The following is a 19,055-nucleotide window of genomic DNA, read 5'->3' on the forward strand; positions in this document are numbered from 1 at the left end:
CGGGGACTTATCTGGCTGCCACCGGGGACATCTCGGTGGCCGCCAGTGGGGCGAACTCCTGGCCGCCACCGGGGAGAACTACACGGCCGTTGACAGCTGTGTTTGCTCAGCAGCCGGGCCAGGCCGCTGGCCGCAGCGCCTGAAAGGGGGTCAAGCCGCAGAGCCTCACCGTAGAGTCGACAGGCTTCCTCGCCTCGCCGTTTGCTGTCGGAGCCCCAGCGTTGCCGTCGGCGAGAGCGAAAGGTCATGTCCCAGATCTGGTCACACTGAAGTGACAACAGCGTTGCCAGCAGGGTGATCGCCTGCACATCATCTGGGCGTGCCGACACCGTATGCCGCAGCCAGTACTCCGCCTCAGGCGTGTCACCTGGGAAAAGAACCTGCGTGTCCACCCACGACACCTGAAGCATCAGGTGTCCCAACTCCCGGGCCGCTACCGGATCTTCTTTCGCAGACTGACGCAAGACCTGCCAGACCCTGTTGGGTTGCCCAGCAGTGATCAATTCCTGCATCTGCTCAGCCCAAACTGCCATGCCTGATGCTTTCAGAGGGCGGTTCGTAAGCCTTTGAGTGATTCTGTCGTCGCCTGATGGTGTGGGGTGCGGGCGGAATCCGCTGGTCCGCAGCCGGTGGTCTGTTGGGGTGGCGACGTGAGTGAGCGCAAGGCTTACCCGAGTGACTTATCGGACGAGCAGTGGGCGTTGATCGAGCCGTTGATCACGGCATGGAAAGACCGGCATCGGTCGGTCAGCGGCCACCAGGGCGCGTACGCGATGCGGGAGATCGTGAACGCGATCCTCTACCAGAGCCGTACCGGCTGCCAGTGGGCCTACCTCCCGCACGACCTGCCGCCGAAGAGCGCGACGTACTACTACTTCGCCGCCTGGCGGGACGACGGGACCGACCAGGTCATCCATGAACTCCTGCGCTGTCAGGTCCGTGAGCGGGCCCGCCGATTAGAGGACCCGACCCTGGTGGTGCTGGACACGCAGAGTGTCCACGTGGCCGCCGGGGTCCCCGCTTCCACGACCGGCCGGGACCCAGCGAAGCGGGTGCCGGGTCGTAAGCGGGGCCTGGCCGTGGACGTGCTCGGCCTGGTCATCGCCGTCACCGTGCTGGCCGCGAGCGCGCACGACAACGTCGCGGGCATCGCCCTGCTGGACCAGGTCGCCGAGAACGCCGGCGGAACCGTCGAGAAGGCGCTGGTCGACCAGGGTTTCAAGAAGGCTGTGGTCGACCACGGCGACCACCTGGGCATCGACGTCGAGATCGTCGAACGCAACCCGCGGGAGACGGGGTTCGTCCCGCAGCCGAAGCGGTGGAGGGTCGAGCAGACCTACGGGATCCTGATACTGCACCGGCGCCTGGTCCGCGACTACGAGCACCGCCCGGCCTCCTCTGCCTCCCGGGTCTACTGGGCGATGACCCACCTCATGGCCCGCCGCCTCACCGGCGCGAACACCCCGACCTGGCGCGAGGCACAGGCGGTGAGCACGTGAACATCCAGCCCCTGCTCGACGCGCTCGGCATCCAGGAGGACGCCGCCCGGGCCCTGGCCGACGACCTCCACACCCAGATCAGCGAGCTGCAGACCCGGCTGCGGGAGGCCGAGGCCCACCTCGAACACCTCGCGATCACCCGAAAGACCGTCACCGACCTCGCCGACCGGCTCCCGGCCGCCCCGCCGGACCTACCCGAGCACCCGGACTACCCCCGCATCCTCGCCGTCTTCAACGATGCGACCGGACCGCTGCGGGCCCGGGACGTGTGCGAAGCCCTCGACCACGAACTACTGCCGAAGAACATCGAAGGCACCCGCGCCAAGCTCAAACGCCTGGTCAAGCTCGACATCCTCACCGAGGTCGACGTCGGCAGCTTCACCAGGAAGCAGTAGCCGCCGAGCACCGCGACGAGCTGCCCCACACCAGCCTCATTCAGTGAGCCGATTTCTGCTGTGTCTGTTCCTACGGGCCGCACGACGCTAGCGTCGAGTCTCATGATCGTATGGCTCAACGGCACCCATGGCGCGGGCAAGACGACGACCGGTGCGCTCGTGCAGCAGCTGATCCCGGATTCACGGGTATTCGATGCCGAGAAGGTCGGCGAGACACTCATGGACATCACACCGGGGTTGCCCGCTACGGACAACTTTCAGCACTGGCCGCCATGGCGGCCTCTCGTGGTCGAGACCGCCCGACGTGTTCTCGACTACACCGGCGGCACTCTGGTGATGCCCATGACTGTCCTGGTCGAGCAGTACTGGCGCGAGATCAGCTCGGGCCTTGCTCAGCATGCCATTCCGGTCCGGCACTTCGTCCTCCATGCCGACCAGGACACCCTCCGCGGGCGCATCGCGGGCGACACTGTTCTCGGCCCCAACTCCCCGTTCCGTCTCCAATACCTTGAGCCCTACGCCGAGGCGGCCCGCACGTGGCTGCACGCCGAGGCCGAGGTCGTCGACACCACACACCTCACGCCCGCCCAGGCCGCCCTGCAGATCGCAGAGGCCGTCAAGAGTTGAGGAAGAACGACCTGCTGGCGTCAAGCCTCGCAGGTGCCAAGAAGCCTGCCTCTGTGACAACCAGCGTGCTTCGGCTCAATCGGGAAACGGTCAACACCTCACGAACCGCCCTCTCACAACTCTCTGTGAGTGGCGCGGCATCATGGTTCCATGACCTGGGGGTTGTCCGAGTCCAGACTTGGCGTGCTGCGCGTCCGGCTTCCTTTGGGATCAGTCATCGAGGCGGAGGAGCCTGTGGTGCAGGGTTCCGTGGAAAGCGACGGGTTCCTCGCGGCTGTGGGTCACGTCATCTGGTCAAGGGGCATGGCGGCAACGTAGCCGCAGGCGACCGCGGAAGATCAGCGCCGTCACAAGATCAGCGGCAGAGCCAGCGAAAGCGCCAAGTATTCATGCCTGTCCAGGCTGATAGACGCGAGGAATCGGGAGGCGGTAGGGGCGGGTGATGCGGAACACTTCCCCAGGTGATCGTGATGCAGCCCGTCCTGGAGATCTACACGCCTGATGGCTTTGCCCTCTGGCCTGTCGCCGAGATCGAGTCGTTCAGCCACCTGCCACTGAGCGGTGAGCTCACCCCCGCCGAGGTCGGGACAGCGGTGATGCGCATCGCCGGCTGCAACGACATCGACCCCGAGCAGGATGACCGCCCGCCACGGCCGGCCGACCCGCTCGGATCCTTCCTGCACGGACTGCTGACCTTCGACAACCTCTTCGCGGCCGGTGGCCTACGGGTCACGGACAGCTCCACAGGCATCACCTTCCTACCCGGCTGCTGCAATGGGCTTGAGGACTGGCGTGACTGGCGCGAGGTCGTCGACGGCAGCGGCCGAGCCTCCTTCGGCCAAGACCCCGACGCATTCGCCGAGCGCCTCGGCGACACCGTCCGGCTGACCGTCGACGCCGAGCAAAGCGACAGCCCGGTGATCGAGCTGTCCGTCACCGAACTCCACCAGCTGCTCGACGGCGCCGAGCGTGACCTGACCAGCTTCTTCGTAGTGGCTTCCGACTGGGTGTCTCGGTACCTGCCCGCCCGCTTCACGGCCGTCAACGCCGCCCTGGCGCGCGTTCTCGCTCTGCCTGCGTCGGCCGTACCGCCGAAGCCGTAGTCGACAGCCCTGCTCCGTCGATCAGCTGATGGCCGGCCCCGGGCGCAGTTGTCGTGTACGACGCAGTGAGCGTGTTCGCGTGTACCGGCTGGGCCACTTCGAGGAGTTCGCTGTCAACGTGCGCGGCGCTGCCGCGTCGTCAGCGGCGGGTCCGGATGGCCGTTCACAGTGGCGGACATCGTCTGTCGATGTGCTACTGCTCGTAGCGCCGACGCGCGAGATGGACGGTGATGTCGGCGGCAATCTCGACTGTATCGGGCAGGACCTGCATGATCTGGCCAAGTACCTGCTCTTGCTCCAAGGTCGGCAAGACGAGATACGCCGAGATGGTCGAGAGATGGCCGACATAGTCGAGAGCAGTCATCGTCAAGCGCCGTTCGATCACTGACTGTTGTACACCGGTGAACCACTCCGAACGCTGGAGCTCTGTACCCGGCCACCGCATGTCCTGCCCTGGAGGAGTTCCATCTGGGGACGGAACCTCGTCGGTCTCCAAGAACGGTGCGCGTGCTGCGCGAACAGACCACACCGCTGCTCCTGAATCCGGGCGCCAAGGCCGCGCTGGCGAACCGCCCCACCACGGCCTGAACCCGGCTTCGGCCCAGTGCAGGGCGTCCGGCGGCCACCGGACGTCCTGCACCACCGACACGTTGTGTCGGGTGGCCGACCCCGCCCGGCCGTCCCGCCGCACGAAAAGTGGTGGGTCGCGGTCCAGGGCTGGACTACCAATGGCTTGTCACGCAAGGGGGGAGTGACGCATGGTCAGTGCGTCAGACCGGTGCGACAGCAGACCCTGAAGAACAACCCCACGTGCTCAAGCAGAGAGTGGCTCAACACCAGCCGCTGCCAGCATTGGCGAACCGCTTGAACGCGGCCTGAGTCCCCGATCCGGGGCGCCGCCAGCGCACACGCCATCGCCACGCACGCGGCCGGCCGGCAAGATTTTCGTAGCCGGAGATCATCTCCCCGTCCAAACGCCGGCCCTCGTACTGGTACTGGCATCGCCCTGATGGCCTCCGGCGCGCTGTACCTCTGCCTGCGGCTGCAATCTCGGGCCCCGGGCAGCACGACAGATCGTGCCGTCCCACCCGGCCAGGCCCTGGCGCATTCGGCCAAGTCGTTGCCGCGAACGACCACTCGGCTGCATGATCCTTCCGTGGCACTGATACCCCGGCGACGGCACGAAGCTCCGCGAGGCAGATACACCCCGAAGCTCTGGCCGGTCTGGCTGGTGGCGCCCCTGGCCCTTCTTGCCGTCGGCGCCCTCAGCTTCGTGGTCTACCGGAACGTCCACGACCTCCTCGCGCAGACGACCGCCGGCCAGATGCCGGGCAAGCCGGTGAATGTCAACGACGTCATCAAGACGACCGTCACCGTGCTCACCCTGATCGGTGCTGTCCTCGCCGGCATCTACGCCTACCGCAAACAGCTGCTCGCCGAGGGCGACGCCCACCGGGCCGACGCCAGTCAGCTGGCCGACCGCTACACCACCGCCGCCGAGCAACTCGGCCACGACCGGGCCGCCGTGCGCCTCGCCGGCGTCTACGCCCTCGCCCGGCTCGCGGACGACTGGGCCGAGCAGCGGCAGGTCTGCATCGACGTCCTGTGCGCCTACCTCCGCATGCCCTACGAGCCCGACCCGTCCGCGACGGGCCACAAGGAGGGCGAACGCGAGGTACGCCACACCATCATCCGCGTCATCTGCGACCACCTGCAGGACCCCAAGTCACCCACGTCCTGGGGCAGGTGCGCCTTCGACTTCACCGGCGCCACCTTCGACGGCGGCGACTTCTCGGGCAGTCGCTTCCAGGGCACCGTCACCTTCCACGGCGCGACGTTCACGCAGGTACCGTGCGCTTCGACAACGCCACGTTCTGGTCCGGGTGCAAGGTCACTTTCGCCGACGCCGCGTTCGGCGGTGCCACCGTCACGTTCGACGGTGCGACGTTCTGCGGCACCGTCCGTTTCCACCGAGCCACGTTCAACTCCGGCAAGGTCTCCTTCCTCGCCGCGACGTTCCGCGGGGGCGAGGTGAGCTTCGGCGACGCCGTGTTCAGCGACGGCACCGTCGACTTCGGCGGCGCCACGTACAGCGGTGCCACCGTCGACTTCATCTCCGCGACGTTCAGCAGGGCCACCGCCGACTTCAGCATGGGGAGGTTCAGCAACGGCACCGTCAGCTTCAGCGGCGCCACCTTCAACGACGGCAGCGTCAAGTTCATCCACGCTGATTTCGGCGGCGGCACTGTCAGGTTCAGAGCAGCCACTTTCAGCGGGGCCGCCGTCGACTTCGGCGATGCGACGTTCAGGGACGGCACGGTGGACTTCGAGGACGTCACGCTCAGAGCGGGCACCATGGCCTTCGACGACGCCACGTTCAGCGGAACCCACGTGGTGTGGGGCGGTGTCCCGCGGCCCGCGGGCGTGTAGAGGCGGCAGCCGACGCCCGGCCCGCCTGAGGCGCGTTGCAGAAGGCTGCGATTTCGCAGGTCAGGGCCCGGTTACGAGCCCCTCTCATGAGAACTGTCTGCCCCTCTGCCATCATCCCCTGCATCTCGGGGGAACCTCGGTCACACTCCGATGAAGCTCACTGTTTCTGTCATGTCCGACCGCCCGGTGCGCAGCTGTGGCACGCCTTCCTTCCGGCCGAAGATCGGCGGCGCGAGCGATCACTGTGCTAGCGCGCGTATCGGGTCGTGATCAATGAACTCCGCAGCTTCCGGGGCGGGTGCCCGTCGGGGGTGCGGGGCCCGGCGATCTGAGGCCGCGCCGTGTGGGCGCGGGTGACCGGAAGCGATGCCGCGGGCAGGCAGTGGGGCTCAAGGACCCCGGCTGTGTGCCTGCCGGGACGGTGCGTCAGAGTATGGCGAGCCGGTCCACCAGCAGCTCCGTCCGCTGCTCGGTGTCCTGCGGCGACAGCCGTCCCGCCCGGGTCAGGGTCGCCAGCCCGTGCAGGGCCGCCCAGAACACCTCGGTGAACAGCCCCGGGTGGACGCCGTCCCCGGCGACCCCTTCGAGGCTCTCCAGCAGGGCGGCGAAGGCGTCCTTCAGCGGCTCCGGGGTGTCCTCGTTGGCGAACGCCAGGCCGCCGTCGAGCTGGAACATCGCGTCGTAGACCGCCGGGTTGCGTGCGGCGAAGTCGAGGTAGGCGCGGGCGAGGGTAGTGACCCGGGCGTGCGGGCCGTCCGCGGCACGGGCCGCGGCCCGCAGCAACGCGGCCATCTCGGCGGCGCCTTCGAGGGCGACGGCGCCGATGATCTCGCGCTTGCCGCGGAAGTGGCTGTAGAGGACGGGCTGGCTGTATTCGATGCGCTCAGCGAGCCGGCGGGTGGTGACCGCGTCCCAGCCCTGCTGCTCGGCGAGTTCGCGGGCCGTCGCCACGATGAGGCGTTCGCGCTCCGCCCGTTCGCGTTCCTTGCGTTCCTGTACCGACATGCTTCGATCCTAGCACCGCTAGACAAGCGAGCGGCAGCAGTACTAGCGTTGCCACATCGGCTATCAAAGCTAGATCCCAGGAGGGGTCATCATGCTCAACGCACTCCAGGTCGTCACCACCGTGGTCGTTGGCGTGATGGTGGGGGTGGAGTTCTCCGTCGCCTTCGTCATCAACCCGATCCTCAAAGCCCTCCCGGAGGACAGCGGCGTACTCGGCCGCGCCCACGGGGGCCGGATGCTCGGCGCCGTGATGCCGGTCTGGTACATCACCTCGCTCGTCCTTGTCGCGGTCTGGGCCATCGCCGGATGGCGCCACCCAGGCGCCGGCCTCGTCGTCACCGCCGGCGCGCTGCTGATCCTCAGCGTGATCATGTCGATCCTGCTGCTCGTCCCGATCAACAACCGGGGCAAGACGTGGACCCCCGAGAACCGGCCCGCCGACTGGAAGGAGCAGCAGAACCGCTGGGACCGCTTCCACTACGTCCGCGTCGCCGTCATCATCGCCGCATTCGCCCTGCTGGCCGCCGCCCTCGCCTGAGCTCGCGGGCGACACTGCGTTGGTGGCGCACAATCCCCACTCCCCGGGCGGCAGCGGGCCGCTGAAATCCCGACATCCGGGAATGCAGCTGCCGAGAGCCCACACCTGCGATCCCGACAAGCTACGCCCCTCGATGACCTGCGCGGCTCTCAGCTCTGGTTCGGGTGAGGTCTTTGATCCAGATCACCGAGGCGCGCAGCTGAAGCCCGGCGAGGTAGCTTCCGGGGTCTTGTCGTAGCGGGTCGCGATGCCCCGCCACGCCTTGAGTTTGTTGATCAGGCGCTCGACGGTGTTCCTCTCCTTGTGGAGCTCGGCGTCGTGGTCGATGGGGCGTCCCCCTTTTGCAGTCCTTCCTCTTCCGGTTGGCGGCATGGTCCCGCCTCTCCGTGATGACGGCCTTGATGCCGCGCCTGCGCAGGTGGGCGCGGTTGCTGCGGGACGAGTACGCCTTGTCCCCGGCGACCGCGTCCGGGCGGGTGCGGGGACGGCCGACGGGCCGGGCGGTGGTGGAGTCGACGCTGACCAGCGAGAGGTCCACCTCGCCCCGCTTCGCGGCCTCGGTTATCAGCCCCTCCAGCAGGGCCTCGAAGACACCGGCGTCGCGCTGTTGACGGAAGCGGTTGTGGACGGTCGACCAGGCACCGAACTCGGTGGGCATCTCCCGCCACTGCCCACCCGTCAGGACCGCCACAGCACTTTCTCGAACTGCTGCCGCAGCCGCACCGGGTACGGTCCGTACTCGCCGATCGGCAAGTGCGGCTCGATGAACTCCCACTCCACATCGGCCAGTTGCGCACATGTCATGCAAGACGATCTACCGGATCGAAGATCAGCGCGAGGGGAGAACCCGCTCATTGATCACGACCCGATGCGCGCCCTAGTGAGCAAGATCGTTCCTGACCGCTGACCGCTGCCCGATTGATCCCCGAGGCCGAACCCCTGCCGCGGTGGCGACCTCCGCCATACTCCGGCTGCCGCGTGCCTGCCGTAGCAGCGAGCCGAACCGCTCGCCGCGCTCCCGTGCCCCTGGAGTCGAAGGAGTCCTCACCCCTGACCGTGATACTAATACCGGTATAAGTATTGGATCTGGGCTGAGGCGGAGAGTTACAGCACATGGTGGAGATCAAGACCGATGCCGCGATGGACGCGATGCGGGAAGCCGGGCGCGTGGTGGCCCGCACCCTGGCCGCAGTGCAAGAAGCAGCCGGCGTCGGGGTGTCCTTGCAGGAACTCGACGAGGCGGCCCGCGCGGTTCTGGCCGAGGCGGGGGCCGGTTCCCCGTTCCTCGGGTACCGGCCGTCCTTCGCCCCGGTCCCCTTCCCCGCCATGATCTGCACCTCTGTCAACGACGCCGTGTCGCACGGCATCCCCACCGGCTACCGGCTGCGGGACGGCGACCTGGTCAGCATCGACTGTGGCGCCCAGCTCGACGGCTGGGTCGGTGACGCGGCCATCACCTTCACGGTCGGGACTCCGCGACCCACGGACCTCGACCTGATCGACGCCACCCAACAAGCCCTCGACGCCGGGATCGCTGCCGCTCAGGTCGGCAGCCGCCTCGGCGACATCTCCCACGCCATCGACACCGTCGCCCGCAAGGCGGGCTGCGGCATGCCCGCCGACTTCGGCGGTCACGGCATTGGCCGCCGCATGCATGAAGACCCTCACGTCCCCAACCGCGGCCGCCCCGGTCGCGGTTTCCCCCTCCGCCACGGCCTGGTACTCGCCCTCGAGCCCATGCTCATGGCCGGCGGGCAGAACACCTACCGCACTGACACCGACGGCTGGACCCTGCGCACCACCGACGGCAGTCGGGCCGCCCACATCGAGCACACCGTCGCCATCACCGACCAGGGCCCCCGCATTCTGACCCTGCCGTGACCTTCGTGCCGCCCATTCGGCACGAAGGTCACGGCAGGTGCCCCGGTCTGGTGCCGAGCCCTGCTGGGACCGGGGCCGACACGCCAGGGCTGACGTCACGACTCGTCGGTTGCGCCTCGGTCGCGCAGCCGCCGCATTCCGCCCGACAGGTACAGGTCGGGGAGCTGGAAGGAGTAGCGGCCCAGCAGATTGATGTGGTGGCGCACGAACGGGGACAGGCGGGCGACGTCCTCTTCGCGGACCTCGAAGCCGCTGGCGCGCAGCTGGGTGAGGGCGGCGTCCATGTAGCGGGTGTTGAACAGCACGAGCGCGTTGAGGACGAGGCCTGAACCGTTCAGGGATGGGTGGAGCTTTATGCGTTGGCTCCCGCTGGTTGGGGCTGGTGTTGGGCGGAGACTCGATCTCCTCCGCACCCGCATCCTCCTCAGAACATGACTTACCTTGCCCCGCCATATGCTGCAGCCCATCGGCGGATGCATGGAGGGATCGGAAAGGTGAGCGAACCGTTCTTGCTGATCTGCGACGATCAACCGCACGCCGCAGTTCTCACAGACGCCGGTCCCCGGGCCATCGAGGTCGTGAAGCTGCTGCACCGGCAGACAGGGCTGAGCCTGAGGCACTGCAAGCCGCTTGTCAGCCAGCCACCCGCAACCGTCCTCGAGAACGTGCCGGAAGAAGTCGCCACCGCCCTGGTGGCCGAACTCCGCGAAGCCGGTGCTCATGCCCACGCTGAAGTGAAGCAGTAGCGGCTCGGCCCAGACGTCGTCACAAGATCAGCGACAGACCCGATGAACGTGCACAACGTTCCTGCCCACCTTGGGCTGATGCGGGTGCCAGGGGCAGCCACTTCGTCAGGATGCGGGGCAGACGTCGCTGTCAGCGTCTGTGAACAACCCCCGGCCTTCGCGCCGCTGCGTGCCGCCAGTGACCGCACGGGGCGACATCTGTTGCTCACGGCGGTGTCGAGCAATGGGAGCAGGCTGCTTCCGGACCACCCCGCTCTTCGCTCATTGATTTCAGAGCATGATGAGCAGACGCGTCTTCGGCTTGAGCTTCCTGTTCACCGAACGACTCTGTACGTACACCTCCAACTTGGGGTTGTTCCCCGCCTTCACGGAGACGGTCCCCTGGACATCCGTACCGAACAAAAGGCTGCGTGCCGCGTCGCCCGTATAGGCGCGGTCAGTGTCCTTCTCGACCACGATGACTTCCTTGTTCTGCTGAACCTGAGCCCGGGCGCCCAGCTGGTAGTAACACGAACCACGTTCGTACGTCACGCCCGGATGCGAGTTGACGAAGGGGCGAATCTCGACCTCCTTGTCGACTTTCAGGAGCCGGTACTTGTCAGCCGGAATCGGTTCGAGGTTCGCCCGCACCTCGTCAACTGATATGTCCTGACCGACGGCGAACAGGTTCTTCGTGCCGCGCACCCCCTGCTCTCGCCCGCGGAGGAAGCTCGTGGCGGCAGCGCGCACGGTGCCGATCGCCTCCTCGACGCCCTTCTGGGAATCCGCATCCCAGATGGCGATGTTCCCGGCCGGGAAACCGTAGTTCTGGGCGGTGCGCTTGGCCAGGGAGTTCGGAACGAGGATCGCGGAAGTCCAGTGGCCCGGAAGCCCGCTCATCTTCGCCGTGATCTTGTCGAGCCAGGGGCCGAGGATGGCCATGTCGCCGTCGTGCCGCCTGTCCCCGCCGGAGGCGTTCTCCTCACCGTCCGTCACGACGATCTGGAGGAAGCTGTGCTCGCCGTATTCCTCCCAAATATGGCCCAGGTCGTCCAGGGACTTCAGAGAAGCCTCGATGAGGGCCGTAGCGCCATTGTTGACCTGGTACAGCCCCCGCATGGACGGCAGATGCTTCACGTCCATGTCCCAGACCAGGTTCTCCACCTTGTGGTCGAAGGAGTAGAGGCTGATCCGTGTCTCGTGGCCGAGGCTGTCCGACTCGGCCTTCAACCCTGCCACGAACTCGTCCACAACTCGGATGAGTTGACTCTGGTGCGGACGCATCGAACCTGAACAGTCCACCACCAGCGCGACGTGATTCACCTTGTGCTGGATCTTGTTTGCGGACACGTTTGTGCTCCCCCTTCGAGGCTCCCCGAGTGATGTCTTCACTCTATGGGGAGGCACTGACAACGGCGTTTGACGCTCAATCACCTGCCTGCATCCAGTGCTGTGTCCGGCATCCGGGAGACGTCCGGCGATCGTCCGTGGCGGCTCACCGGAAGCGGCCGCCGGCGCTCCTTCGGCCACCGTACGACCCGGGTCACCGCTTGGACTTGCGGGGCGTGATAGCGGTGCGGCCCTTGAGTCTCGCCCGGCACCGCGCCGCATTGCGCGTCAGTGGTCAGCCGTCAGCCGCCGCGGTGGCTGCGCCGGCTAGAAAGAATCGAGGTTGCGGCGTTCCAGTTCCTGCCGGAGCCGGGCGAGCCCCCGATGCAGAGTGCTCTTGACCGTTCCGGTCGACATGCCGAGGGCAGCGGCCGTCTCTTGCGTGGACATCTGCTCCCAGTGCCGCAGCACAACGACGCTGCGCTGCTGGGGCGCCAGCGTCTTCATGATGTCCATCAGCAGGGCGCGGTCGGCGTGCTGCTTGGTGAAGTCCTCGACGCTCGCGTCTGGCAGTTGCTCGGTGGGAAGCTCTTGCAGTTTCCTGGCCCGCCACCACTCGGTGCGCGTGTTGATCATGACGCGGCGCAGGTAGGCATCCGCGAGCTGCTTGTCCGCTATGCGGTCCCAGTGGCGGTACGTTCGTGCGAGCGCGGTCTGCAGCAGATCCTGAGCGTCGAGCGGATCGTGGACCAGGCACCGGGCGCTGTGCAGCAGAGCGTTATGCCGCGTGCGGACGTACTCCTCGAACTCCAGCACCTCGCCAAGTTGCTCGCGCGCGTTCACGTGTGCGATTCCTTTCGTACGTGGGCGGGAATGGCCAGGACGTGCCGAGTGGGCCGACGGAGGACGGCCCCGGGCGGCCGACTGGCCCTAGTCCAGCGCCTTCTGCACGGCGGTCAGGATGGCTTCGTTGCCGGCGCCCAGTGCGCGGGCAGCAGAGGTGAAGTCCCGTGCCAGCGTGGCGAGTTGGTCCGGATCGGGGTGTTTCGCTTCGGATGGCAGCGCCGCGACCCGGGAGCCTGCGCCACGGCGGGTGCGGATAAGCTCAGCGGCCTCCAGCTCTCGGTAGGCGCGGGCCACGGTCCCCGGCGCCAGGCCCAGGTCGGCAGCGAGCTGACGCACGGTCGGCAGGCGTTCGCCCTCGGCCAGTTGGCTGGTGAGGATCAGGGCGGCGAGCTGGGCGCGGATCTGCGCGTACGGCGGTACCGGGCTGGTGGTGTCGACGCGGACGGCGAGTGCGGTCATCGTCGGGCCGCCCGGGGTACCACCACGGTGAACAGTGACCATGCCAGGGTGAACAGGCCCAGCAGGCCGAGGGGGTAGATGGCCAGGGAGGTGACGGTGCCCATCATGCCGGCGCAGTTCCTGCGCGTCAGATCGGTGGCGATCATCAAAACGGCGAGCAGCAGCTGGGTCGAGACCAGCACCCCCCAGGCTGCGGTGATCGCCCACGAGCGGTCGCGGCGCTGCTGGTCGTCACCCGCGCGGTGGGCGACACGGCGCAGGGCCCAGGCGCAGGCGACTGTGCCGATGGCGAGAGAGCCGAGGATCTGGCGGCTGTGGAAGATGCCGGGCCAGAGGATGACGGGTGGTTCGGTCCCGTCGCAGCCGACAGTGATGGCGCGGATCGCCCGGTCCATGGCGTCTTGGGTGGCTGTGGCATCCCCGATGCCCACCAGCGCGACGAGGAGTACCGCCTGGAGGAGAAGTAGAGCGGTGATACGGGGCGGCACGTGGTCTCGGACCCGGCGCGGGGTGAGACTGGCGGTGCGTACCGCCTCCCGAGGGCGGGGGGTGAGGGCGTCGCCGAGCAGAACGCCGCCCACCGCGCACAGGCCGAAAGCGGTCACGAAGCTCACCACGGGCACGCCCGCGTCGAAGCTGCTGAAGGGGTAATCGGTGATGTCTGTGGTGGCCCACAGCGGTCCGGCCACGACACCCACGGCCAGACCGGCCCAGCGGGCGTAGCGATCGGCACGGGCACGGAGACGGGATTCGGGCAGGTCGGTGTCGAGCATACGGGACCCCCAATGAGTGGTGATGGCCGCACGGCTTGCGTCCAGCGGAAGCGGACGCCGCTTGCCGCAAGGCACGTTTGTATCGAGCAGTGAGTACAAGATGCCGCCGATGGGGCCTTGTGTCAAATGCTCGATACAAGGGTTGGGCGGCGACGGCCCTTCACCCGGTTGAACCGGCCGGTGCGGGCTGCCTCGGGGATGTCGAGACCGAGCCTGCCCGGAATGTAAGCGGTCTCACAGCGATGAGGTTGGTGTTGGTCTTGAGGTAGTCGCACCCATCGCAGCGTGGTGATCGGCCCCCGCGCCGACCGTGCCTGCCGCCGGGCACTGAGCCCCTGACCTGCGCCGAAACACCGCTTACCTTGTCATGCGGGGCTCAGACGCAGCTCCGGACGGCCGCCTGTTTCACAGATGACCACCTATGAAACAGCGCCCCGGGCGGCGTTGATGCCGGATGCCGCTATACGTGCTCAGGAGGTCCGGGTGTGGTGGTCCAGCAGGCGGGTGAGCAACTGCACGAACTGGTCGCGTTCGTCGGGATGACTGAGCCATGCCGGAAGGCAGCGGATGCAAGCTTGCTCAGGCCGTGGAGTTCGGCCAGCTGGTGGCGACCTTGTCGGCCTTGATCCTCGCGACTACCCATTGCGGGTTCGGCCCGGCGAACCCAGGGTACGGCCCGCCCGTGTACTTGTGCGACAGCTCATCGATCAGCACGCCGTCCGGGTCGTCCTCGATGGACGCGGTGCCTTGAACCTGGACGCTCTCATACGGATTGGCCGCATCGAAGATCACCACGGCCGCCCGCGGTCCCGGTTCAAGTTGGCGGTCTTGCGGCGGCTTTTGGGCAGCGCGAACAAGAGGTCATCTCCGTCGCGCTTTACCCAGACCACTGTCGAGTGCGGCTTGCCGTTTGGTTCGAGCGTTGACAGTACAGCGAAGTTCTTGCCATCAAACAGCCTGCGTACCTTGTCAGTGAGCCGCGCCATCAGCTTCTCCTTCGGGGCCGGCTGTGGACCATCATGTAATTGGCTCTGACCGCGATTGCGCTCGAACTCGCGGCCCCGGGGTCACGCCGAAGGGCCGCAGCTCAGGGCGAGGCCGACGCCCAGGGGCCAACGCCGCCGATGCGCTCGACGGAGTAGCGCACGATGTAGCCGGGCCCCTTCGGAGCCGGGAACTCGGCGTCAGGGGCCATGTAGATCTTTGCCAAGCGGTTGAGCAGACTCCATGCGGCGTCGCTCGGCTGAACGGTGGCCCGCGCCCGCAACGTGGCGTACTCGTTCAAGAAGACGCCGGGCACTCGCGGCGCGTCGAAGGACAACACGACCCGCGGATCGCGCTCGATGTTGCGCAGCTTCACGTGATGCGCCATATGACCACTGACGAGTTCGTCGCCGTCCAGCCCGATCCAGATGACGGTCACCTGTGGGCTCCCGTCGGGGTTGACGGTGCTCAGGTGAGCTATCGGTCCGGACTGGATCAGGTCTTGCAGTTCAACCGGCAGACCGCTCATAGCTTGATCCTTTCTGCCACGGGATCATCCTGTGCCCCATTCGATCTGAACCACTGCAGGTCACGGCCTCACTGGTCCACGTTCACTGAGACGGGTCATCGGCGGCCACCATGCCGCGCGATCGGCCGGGGGTGCAGCCGACAGTCTCGAGGCCCTCCCGACGGAAGCCTTGACGGTCTCGACGTTGCAGACCGTCAGCATGGCTGCTTCGCTGCCGGCCCGCTGACACACGCCCTGCAGGCGACCGGGGCGGGCATACCGCCAAGGAGAACCGGTCCACACGGGAGAAGTTCCACTGCCTCTCCTGCGGCCACATGGCGCACGCGGACACGGTGGGCCCTCAACGTTCTACGGTCCGGGCTGGTCCGTCGCGACGCCCGACCGGCACAGCGAGAAGCCCCCTCGTTCACGAGGGGGAGGAGTGACGGGTTCGATTGGCACGGCAGTGGGGGCGTGGGGCGGCTCCTGGCCTTCCAGCCGCGCGGTCACCACTTGTTCCAGGGCGTGGTGGTAGGCGTCGTGCTGGTCCTCCAGGCGGAAGTCCTCGGTGATCGCGTCCATCAGGGAGCGGGCCATCTGCAGCTCCTGGCTGCGCGGTGAGGCTGCGCCGGATGGCGCTGTTGAGGCGCTGGACCTCTTCGCGCAGGCGCCGGTTGCGTTCTCGCAGGGGCTGCTGCCCCTCACACGGACCGCCGCCCGCGGCCACCGACCGCCCTCCATTACTTCCTGGACCGGGAGGCGATCCCGCGGCCACGAGGATGGCGCACCACCGAATGCCCTCCGGCCTTCCAGGACCCCGACAGAGTCATGCTCTCACTGAGGTTTTCTCAACGAAATGATCTCGCGAGGTTACTCGGCCCAGGGGATCCCGCGAGCCGCGATGAGTCCTGCGGCGTCCAGCGGTCGTACTCTCGAACCCGTTACCGAGGAGGACTTCTGATGCGCAGCGTGACCTATTCGATGAGCGTCTCACTTGACGGCTACATCGTCGGGCCGGACGGCGACTTCGACTGGACGGCGCCCGACGAGGAGGTCTTTCGCTTCTGGATCGACGAGATTCGAGAGGTCGGCGTCCACCTGTTGGGACGACGGCTGTACGAGACGATGCTGTACTGGGAGACCGCCGACCAGGATCCATCGCTTGACGACTCCATGCTCGAGTGGGCCGCGCTCTGGAAGCCGCTCCCGAAGGTGGTGTTCTCGACCACGCTGTCGGCGGTGCAGGGCAATGCCCGCCTGGCCTCCGGTGGCCTGGCGGAGGAGATCGAGCGGTTGCGAGCCGAGCCGGGGGAGGGCGACATCGCGATCGGCGGCGCGACTCTCGCCGCCGAGGCGGCCGCGTTGGGTCTGATCGACGAGTACCGGGCCATGGTCTACCCGGTGCTGGTTGGCGGTGGCATTCCGTTCTTTCCCCAGCGCGAGCGCCGGGTGGATCTCGAACTCGTCGAGACCCGCACCTTCAGCTCGAGAGTCGTCTACCTCCGCTACCGCGTGGCGCGTTAGCCGGCTCGTCCGCCGAGCCCTGGGAAGGAAGAACGGGCCAGCCAGTAGCGTCTTCTCAGTGAAGATCACTCCCAGTGTCTGTGGAGGACGAGAGCGGCGCGGGTGATGTCGCCGATTCGGCTTGGGCTGAGGGTGACATGTTGCAGGGTGCACCAGCCTTGTTTGAGTTCGGCGGCGGTGCGTTCGCCCAGGTTGGTCACCGCGACACGCTACCCATCGCATCGCGGTCAGCCGAGCCAGACGATGTCCATCACGTACAGCTGTCGGCCATGGCCCCTGTCGGGTCGCCAGCCCAGAGGTCCCCACCGCCCGCCGCCGACCGCGAGCAAACCGCGGAATCTTACTGAAGCCCATCCATGGCAGCCCGGCGTGGCTCGCATGCACACCCGACCTTCACCGGCCGGGCGCCTCATCGCCGTACCGGAGAATCGCTCTCGCCTGGGTGGATACCGCCCCCACACGCGATGATCTCGCCTGCACCGACCCCCACCCCCGCGCCAGGCAGGCGTCGAATCCGCCTCTCGCCATGTGCACGCCTCAACTCACCACGTCCGCAAAGTAGTTGACAGGTGATCCAGGACGACGCTTTGATCTAGCACTCGTAACGACCCGACATCTACAGGGGGAACGCTTGATGAAGCGCAGCACGGCGGCAAAGGCTGGTATGGCTCTCGCGGCGAGCGTCATCATCGTCGGGGGCATGGCGGGCTCGGCCTCTGCAAGCGGAAGCAATGTGACCATCTCCCGGACCTGGGGCACGGCGACCTTCAAGACCTACGGCGACGAGCTGTGGGTGAAGGACCTGTCCGCGGACGGCTACTCCGTGCAGGCCAAGATCCAGCGCTGGCAGAAGGTCAACATCGACGCGTGGAGCTGGGTGGATCACCGGACCGGCTGCTACGACACGACCACCAAGAACGACACGACCGACGGATACTCGTTCTGCGACTACGACCTGAACGAGAACGACCCGGTCCGGGTCTGCATCGTCCGCTCGAAGGACGGCGTCCGCTACGGCGACTGGGTCTGCAGCGCCGAGACGCAGGCCTGATTCCTGCCGCCCTGCGCGCCCCGCCCGCCCTTGCCGCGTGCGGCCGCGGGCGCGCTGGGCGCGCAGGACACATTGGAGGGCAAGTGAGCGCGGAGGTTCCGAAACCCGCGGCGGACTCGAGCCAGGGTGAGCCGGCCGGGCTGCGCTGGTCGTTCCCAGGGGCGGCGGAGGTCTTTGGCCAGCGGGCGGACGAGCCTGATCTGGGTGTGGGCGGCGATGATCAGCCACGTCCAGCGGTCGGTGGCCTCTGGGGGTGCGAGTCTTCGGGCGGGTCCAGCCGAGGGTCTGGTTGATCATCCGGAAGGTGAGCTCCAGATCGAAGCGCCTGAGGAACGCCTGCCAACGCAGATCGACGTCCTCTCCGCTCATGCCAGTCCGGGTGGACCACAGCCAGAGGGGCAATGGCTCGCCGCCACCGGGCCGGTCGTCCACTTCCAGGCGGATCAGGGTGCCCTCGATGATGCGGAGTTCGCCGTCGTGATCAATCCAAGCCGAGCGGGTGGTGAGGCGAGGGTGGACGCGGTCCCAGGCCATCGTCTGGGCGGTGCCGTACCGGTCCGTGACCCGGGTGGTGGCCGCGTGCGGCTCGCCCCAAGTCTCCGGCTTGGCGAAGTGGAACACCTTGTCATGCTTCGGCGGACGCCCGCCCTGCGGCGGGCAGATCCAGGGGTTGGGCACGAGCTTGCGCATCATACGGTCCGACCGCAGCTGGCCCAGGACCCCCACCGGCAGCCCGTCCAGCAGATATGCCATGCGTGGGGCGTCGTATCCCGCGTCGAAGACGACCATGATGTCGGCGTTGCCCTGGCTCCACTGGCCGCCGGCCATCAGGTCCTCGACCACGCGGCGTACCTGGGCGGCTGTGACCTCAGCGACGTCGTCCTAGGATCCAAGCCGGACCGCGTCCAGCAACTGGCACCACGAAGTCCGCCCCGATTCGAGCGCGGCAACGAACGAACGAGTGAGGCCGGATCATCAGGTGCTGGTCTTGGTGCGGCTGAACGTGTGGCAGACCAGCCGATCCGGGCTGCACTCGGCGTCAGGCCGCAGCCAATTGCTGACGTCCACGGCCAGGACCAGCCGGTGGCGGGCAGCCTTCGGCTGGGGCAGCGCGGCCAGTGCCCGTCGCAGCCTGCCGACGTCGATACGGCCGCGGTTGAGAGCGTCGTAGAGGGCGCCGTGCCCGCGGCGGTGACTCGGCCAGCAGCATGAGGTCCACCGGCGCCGTTACTGGGCCGTCCGCGTAGAGGAGCGCGTCCATCAGCTCGAACAGTTCGTCACGCCGTGCGGTCAAAGACGCATAGAAGTGGCTCCGGAAGCGTGACGCTTCCGCGAACGCTTTCCGCTGGGCAGCAAGTTGGGGCACGCTCATTCCTAC

At 67.2% G+C, this 19,055-nt stretch carries 22 protein-coding genes and 2 pseudogenes; 10 read left to right on the forward strand and 14 right to left on the reverse strand.

The annotated features are described in order from the left end of the window. The first annotated feature begins 650 nt into the window (after positions 1 to 650). From AC0699_RS32005 to AC0699_RS32020, 4 genes are all read left to right on the forward strand, one after another. Positions 651 to 1,499, forward strand: a complete 849-nt coding sequence (locus AC0699_RS32005) for an IS5 family transposase (protein WP_478667434.1) — start codon at positions 651 to 653, stop codon at positions 1,497 to 1,499. Then, complete coding sequence (locus AC0699_RS32010) at positions 1,496 to 1,894, forward strand: hypothetical protein (protein ID WP_478667436.1); 399 nt, start codon at positions 1,496 to 1,498, stop codon at positions 1,892 to 1,894. The genes AC0699_RS32005 and AC0699_RS32010 overlap by 4 nt, the downstream gene beginning before the upstream one ends. Positions 1,895 to 1,996: 102 nt before the next feature. Continuing rightward, on the forward strand, positions 1,997 to 2,521 hold the full coding sequence (locus AC0699_RS32015) for a P-loop nucleotide/nucleoside kinase family protein (RefSeq protein ID WP_478667438.1): 525 nt from the start codon (positions 1,997 to 1,999) through the stop codon (positions 2,519 to 2,521). Between the two features lie 470 nt (positions 2,522 to 2,991). Next, the gene (locus tag AC0699_RS32020) at positions 2,992 to 3,624 is read left to right on the forward strand and encodes a hypothetical protein (protein ID WP_478667595.1); all 633 of its coding nucleotides are present in this window, start codon (positions 2,992 to 2,994) and stop codon (positions 3,622 to 3,624) included. Between the two features lie 193 nt (positions 3,625 to 3,817). On the opposite strand, the gene AC0699_RS32025 is transcribed toward AC0699_RS32020, so the two are convergent. Continuing rightward, positions 3,818 to 3,988 carry a hypothetical protein gene (locus AC0699_RS32025; protein ID WP_478667440.1) on the reverse strand — a complete coding sequence of 57 codons (171 nt, stop codon included), beginning with the start codon at positions 3,986 to 3,988 and terminating at the stop codon, positions 3,818 to 3,820. Between the two features lie 792 nt (positions 3,989 to 4,780). Here AC0699_RS32025 and AC0699_RS32030 point away from each other — a divergent pair. Beyond that, entirely contained in the window at positions 4,781 to 5,659 is an 879-nt protein-coding gene (locus AC0699_RS32030) for a pentapeptide repeat-containing protein (protein WP_478667442.1), read from the forward strand. After that, on the forward strand, positions 5,656 to 6,054 hold the full coding sequence (locus AC0699_RS32035; RefSeq protein ID WP_478667444.1) for a hypothetical protein: 399 nt from the start codon (positions 5,656 to 5,658) through the stop codon (positions 6,052 to 6,054). Before AC0699_RS32030 ends, AC0699_RS32035 begins: the two co-directional genes overlap by 4 nt. Positions 6,055 to 6,480: 426 nt before the next feature. Here the strand turns inward: AC0699_RS32035 and AC0699_RS32040 are convergent, their stop codons facing one another. Beyond that, positions 6,481 to 7,059 (reverse strand): TetR/AcrR family transcriptional regulator, encoded by a 579-nt coding sequence (locus AC0699_RS32040; protein ID WP_478667445.1) that lies wholly within the window; start codon positions 7,057 to 7,059, stop codon positions 6,481 to 6,483. Positions 7,060 to 7,150: 91 nt separating this feature from the next. On the opposite strand from AC0699_RS32040, the gene AC0699_RS32045 reads away from it, so the two are divergent. Further along, entirely contained in the window at positions 7,151 to 7,597 is a 447-nt protein-coding gene (locus AC0699_RS32045; RefSeq protein ID WP_478667447.1) for an anthrone oxygenase family protein, read from the forward strand. Between the two features lie 121 nt (positions 7,598 to 7,718). On the opposite strand, the pseudogene AC0699_RS32050 reads toward AC0699_RS32045, so the two are convergent. Beyond that, positions 7,719 to 8,401: pseudogene (locus tag AC0699_RS32050) on the reverse strand (transposase). A gap of 309 nt (positions 8,402 to 8,710) precedes the next feature. Between AC0699_RS32050 and map the strand changes: the two are divergent. Further along, a complete protein-coding gene (gene map, locus AC0699_RS32055; RefSeq protein ID WP_478667449.1) occupies positions 8,711 to 9,478 on the forward strand; it encodes a type I methionyl aminopeptidase in 768 nt (255 codons plus the stop codon). A 95-nt stretch (positions 9,479 to 9,573) separates the two neighbouring features. On the opposite strand, the gene AC0699_RS32060 is transcribed toward map, so the two are convergent. Then, positions 9,574 to 9,957 (reverse strand): Tn3 family transposase, encoded by a 384-nt coding sequence (locus AC0699_RS32060; RefSeq protein ID WP_478667451.1) that lies wholly within the window; start codon positions 9,955 to 9,957, stop codon positions 9,574 to 9,576. A gap of 15 nt (positions 9,958 to 9,972) precedes the next feature. Between AC0699_RS32060 and AC0699_RS32065 the strand changes: the two genes are divergently transcribed. Beyond that, the gene (locus AC0699_RS32065) at positions 9,973 to 10,224 is read left to right on the forward strand and encodes a ribosomal protein L7/L12 (protein ID WP_478667453.1); all 252 of its coding nucleotides are present in this window, start codon (positions 9,973 to 9,975) and stop codon (positions 10,222 to 10,224) included. A gap of 270 nt (positions 10,225 to 10,494) precedes the next feature. Here AC0699_RS32065 and AC0699_RS32070 read toward each other — a convergent pair whose 3' ends face one another. The 8 genes from AC0699_RS32070 to AC0699_RS32105 form a co-directional block, all read right to left on the reverse strand. Further along, positions 10,495 to 11,553 (reverse strand): vWA domain-containing protein, encoded by a 1,059-nt coding sequence (locus AC0699_RS32070; protein WP_478667455.1) that lies wholly within the window; start codon positions 11,551 to 11,553, stop codon positions 10,495 to 10,497. Positions 11,554 to 11,859: 306 nt separating this feature from the next. Continuing rightward, the gene (locus AC0699_RS32075; RefSeq protein ID WP_478667456.1) at positions 11,860 to 12,375 is read right to left on the reverse strand and encodes a SigE family RNA polymerase sigma factor; all 516 of its coding nucleotides are present in this window, start codon (positions 12,373 to 12,375) and stop codon (positions 11,860 to 11,862) included. Positions 12,376 to 12,462: 87 nt separating this feature from the next. Continuing rightward, the gene (locus AC0699_RS32080) at positions 12,463 to 12,837 is read right to left on the reverse strand and encodes a GntR family transcriptional regulator (protein WP_478667458.1); all 375 of its coding nucleotides are present in this window, start codon (positions 12,835 to 12,837) and stop codon (positions 12,463 to 12,465) included. Then, positions 12,834 to 13,610: a hypothetical protein gene (locus AC0699_RS32085; protein ID WP_478667460.1), complete on the reverse strand. Its 777-nt coding sequence runs from the start codon at positions 13,608 to 13,610 to the stop codon at positions 12,834 to 12,836. The genes AC0699_RS32080 and AC0699_RS32085 overlap by 4 nt, the downstream gene beginning before the upstream one ends. Positions 13,611 to 14,189: 579 nt before the next feature. Beyond that, positions 14,190 to 14,405, reverse strand: a complete 216-nt coding sequence (locus AC0699_RS32090; protein ID WP_478667462.1) for a pyridoxamine 5'-phosphate oxidase family protein — start codon at positions 14,403 to 14,405, stop codon at positions 14,190 to 14,192. Beyond that, positions 14,399 to 14,596: a pyridoxamine 5'-phosphate oxidase family protein gene (locus AC0699_RS32095; RefSeq protein ID WP_478667464.1), complete on the reverse strand. Its 198-nt coding sequence runs from the start codon at positions 14,594 to 14,596 to the stop codon at positions 14,399 to 14,401. Before AC0699_RS32095 ends, AC0699_RS32090 begins: the two co-directional genes overlap by 7 nt. A gap of 101 nt (positions 14,597 to 14,697) precedes the next feature. Next, on the reverse strand, positions 14,698 to 15,123 hold the full coding sequence (locus AC0699_RS32100) for a PPOX class F420-dependent oxidoreductase (protein ID WP_478667466.1): 426 nt from the start codon (positions 15,121 to 15,123) through the stop codon (positions 14,698 to 14,700). A gap of 348 nt (positions 15,124 to 15,471) precedes the next feature. Further along, complete coding sequence (locus tag AC0699_RS32105; RefSeq protein ID WP_478667468.1) at positions 15,472 to 15,699, reverse strand: hypothetical protein; 228 nt, start codon at positions 15,697 to 15,699, stop codon at positions 15,472 to 15,474. A gap of 363 nt (positions 15,700 to 16,062) precedes the next feature. Here AC0699_RS32105 and AC0699_RS32110 point away from each other — a divergent pair, with 363 nt between their 5' ends. Then, positions 16,063 to 16,626 carry a dihydrofolate reductase family protein gene (locus tag AC0699_RS32110; protein WP_478667469.1) on the forward strand — a complete coding sequence of 188 codons (564 nt, stop codon included), beginning with the start codon at positions 16,063 to 16,065 and terminating at the stop codon, positions 16,624 to 16,626. A gap of 65 nt (positions 16,627 to 16,691) precedes the next feature. Here AC0699_RS32110 and AC0699_RS32115 read toward each other — a convergent pair whose 3' ends face one another. Together AC0699_RS32115 and AC0699_RS32120 are read right to left on the reverse strand one after the other, a co-directional pair. Then, positions 16,692 to 16,826 (reverse strand): hypothetical protein, encoded by a 135-nt coding sequence (locus AC0699_RS32115; RefSeq protein WP_478667471.1) that lies wholly within the window; start codon positions 16,824 to 16,826, stop codon positions 16,692 to 16,694. 654 nt (positions 16,827 to 17,480) lie between these two features. Next, a pseudogene (locus AC0699_RS32120) lies at positions 17,481 to 19,049 on the reverse strand (NF041680 family putative transposase). Positions 19,050 to 19,055 lie beyond the last annotated feature (6 nt).

The organism is Streptomyces sp. NPDC043870 (assembly GCF_056435785.1).

What these genes read in the sequence shown, in the direction of transcription:
- AC0699_RS32015 (WP_478667438.1), top strand. Translation starts at nt 1,997, where the DNA reads ATGATCGTATGGCTCAACGGCACCCATGGCGCGGGCAAGACGACGACC.
- AC0699_RS32020 (WP_478667595.1), top strand. Translation starts at nt 2,992, where the DNA reads ATGCAGCCCGTCCTGGAGATCTACACGCCTGATGGCTTTGCCCTCTGG.
- AC0699_RS32025 (WP_478667440.1), bottom strand. Translation starts at nt 3,988, where the DNA reads ATGACTGCTCTCGACTATGTCGGCCATCTCTCGACCATCTCGGCGTAT.
- AC0699_RS32040 (WP_478667445.1), bottom strand. Translation starts at nt 7,059, where the DNA reads ATGTCGGTACAGGAACGCAAGGAACGCGAACGGGCGGAGCGCGAACGC.
- AC0699_RS32045 (WP_478667447.1), top strand. Translation starts at nt 7,151, where the DNA reads ATGCTCAACGCACTCCAGGTCGTCACCACCGTGGTCGTTGGCGTGATG.
- map (WP_478667449.1), top strand. Translation starts at nt 8,711, where the DNA reads ATGGTGGAGATCAAGACCGATGCCGCGATGGACGCGATGCGGGAAGCC.
- AC0699_RS32060 (WP_478667451.1), bottom strand. Translation starts at nt 9,957, where the DNA reads ATGCATCCGCCGATGGGCTGCAGCATATGGCGGGGCAAGGTAAGTCAT.
- AC0699_RS32080 (WP_478667458.1), bottom strand. Translation starts at nt 12,837, where the DNA reads ATGACCGCACTCGCCGTCCGCGTCGACACCACCAGCCCGGTACCGCCG.
- AC0699_RS32085 (WP_478667460.1), bottom strand. Translation starts at nt 13,610, where the DNA reads ATGCTCGACACCGACCTGCCCGAATCCCGTCTCCGTGCCCGTGCCGAT.
- AC0699_RS32095 (WP_478667464.1), bottom strand. Translation starts at nt 14,596, where the DNA reads ATGGCGCGGCTCACTGACAAGGTACGCAGGCTGTTTGATGGCAAGAAC.
- AC0699_RS32100 (WP_478667466.1), bottom strand. Translation starts at nt 15,123, where the DNA reads ATGAGCGGTCTGCCGGTTGAACTGCAAGACCTGATCCAGTCCGGACCG.
- AC0699_RS32105 (WP_478667468.1), bottom strand. Translation starts at nt 15,699, where the DNA reads ATGGCCCGCTCCCTGATGGACGCGATCACCGAGGACTTCCGCCTGGAG.
- AC0699_RS32110 (WP_478667469.1), top strand. Translation starts at nt 16,063, where the DNA reads ATGCGCAGCGTGACCTATTCGATGAGCGTCTCACTTGACGGCTACATC.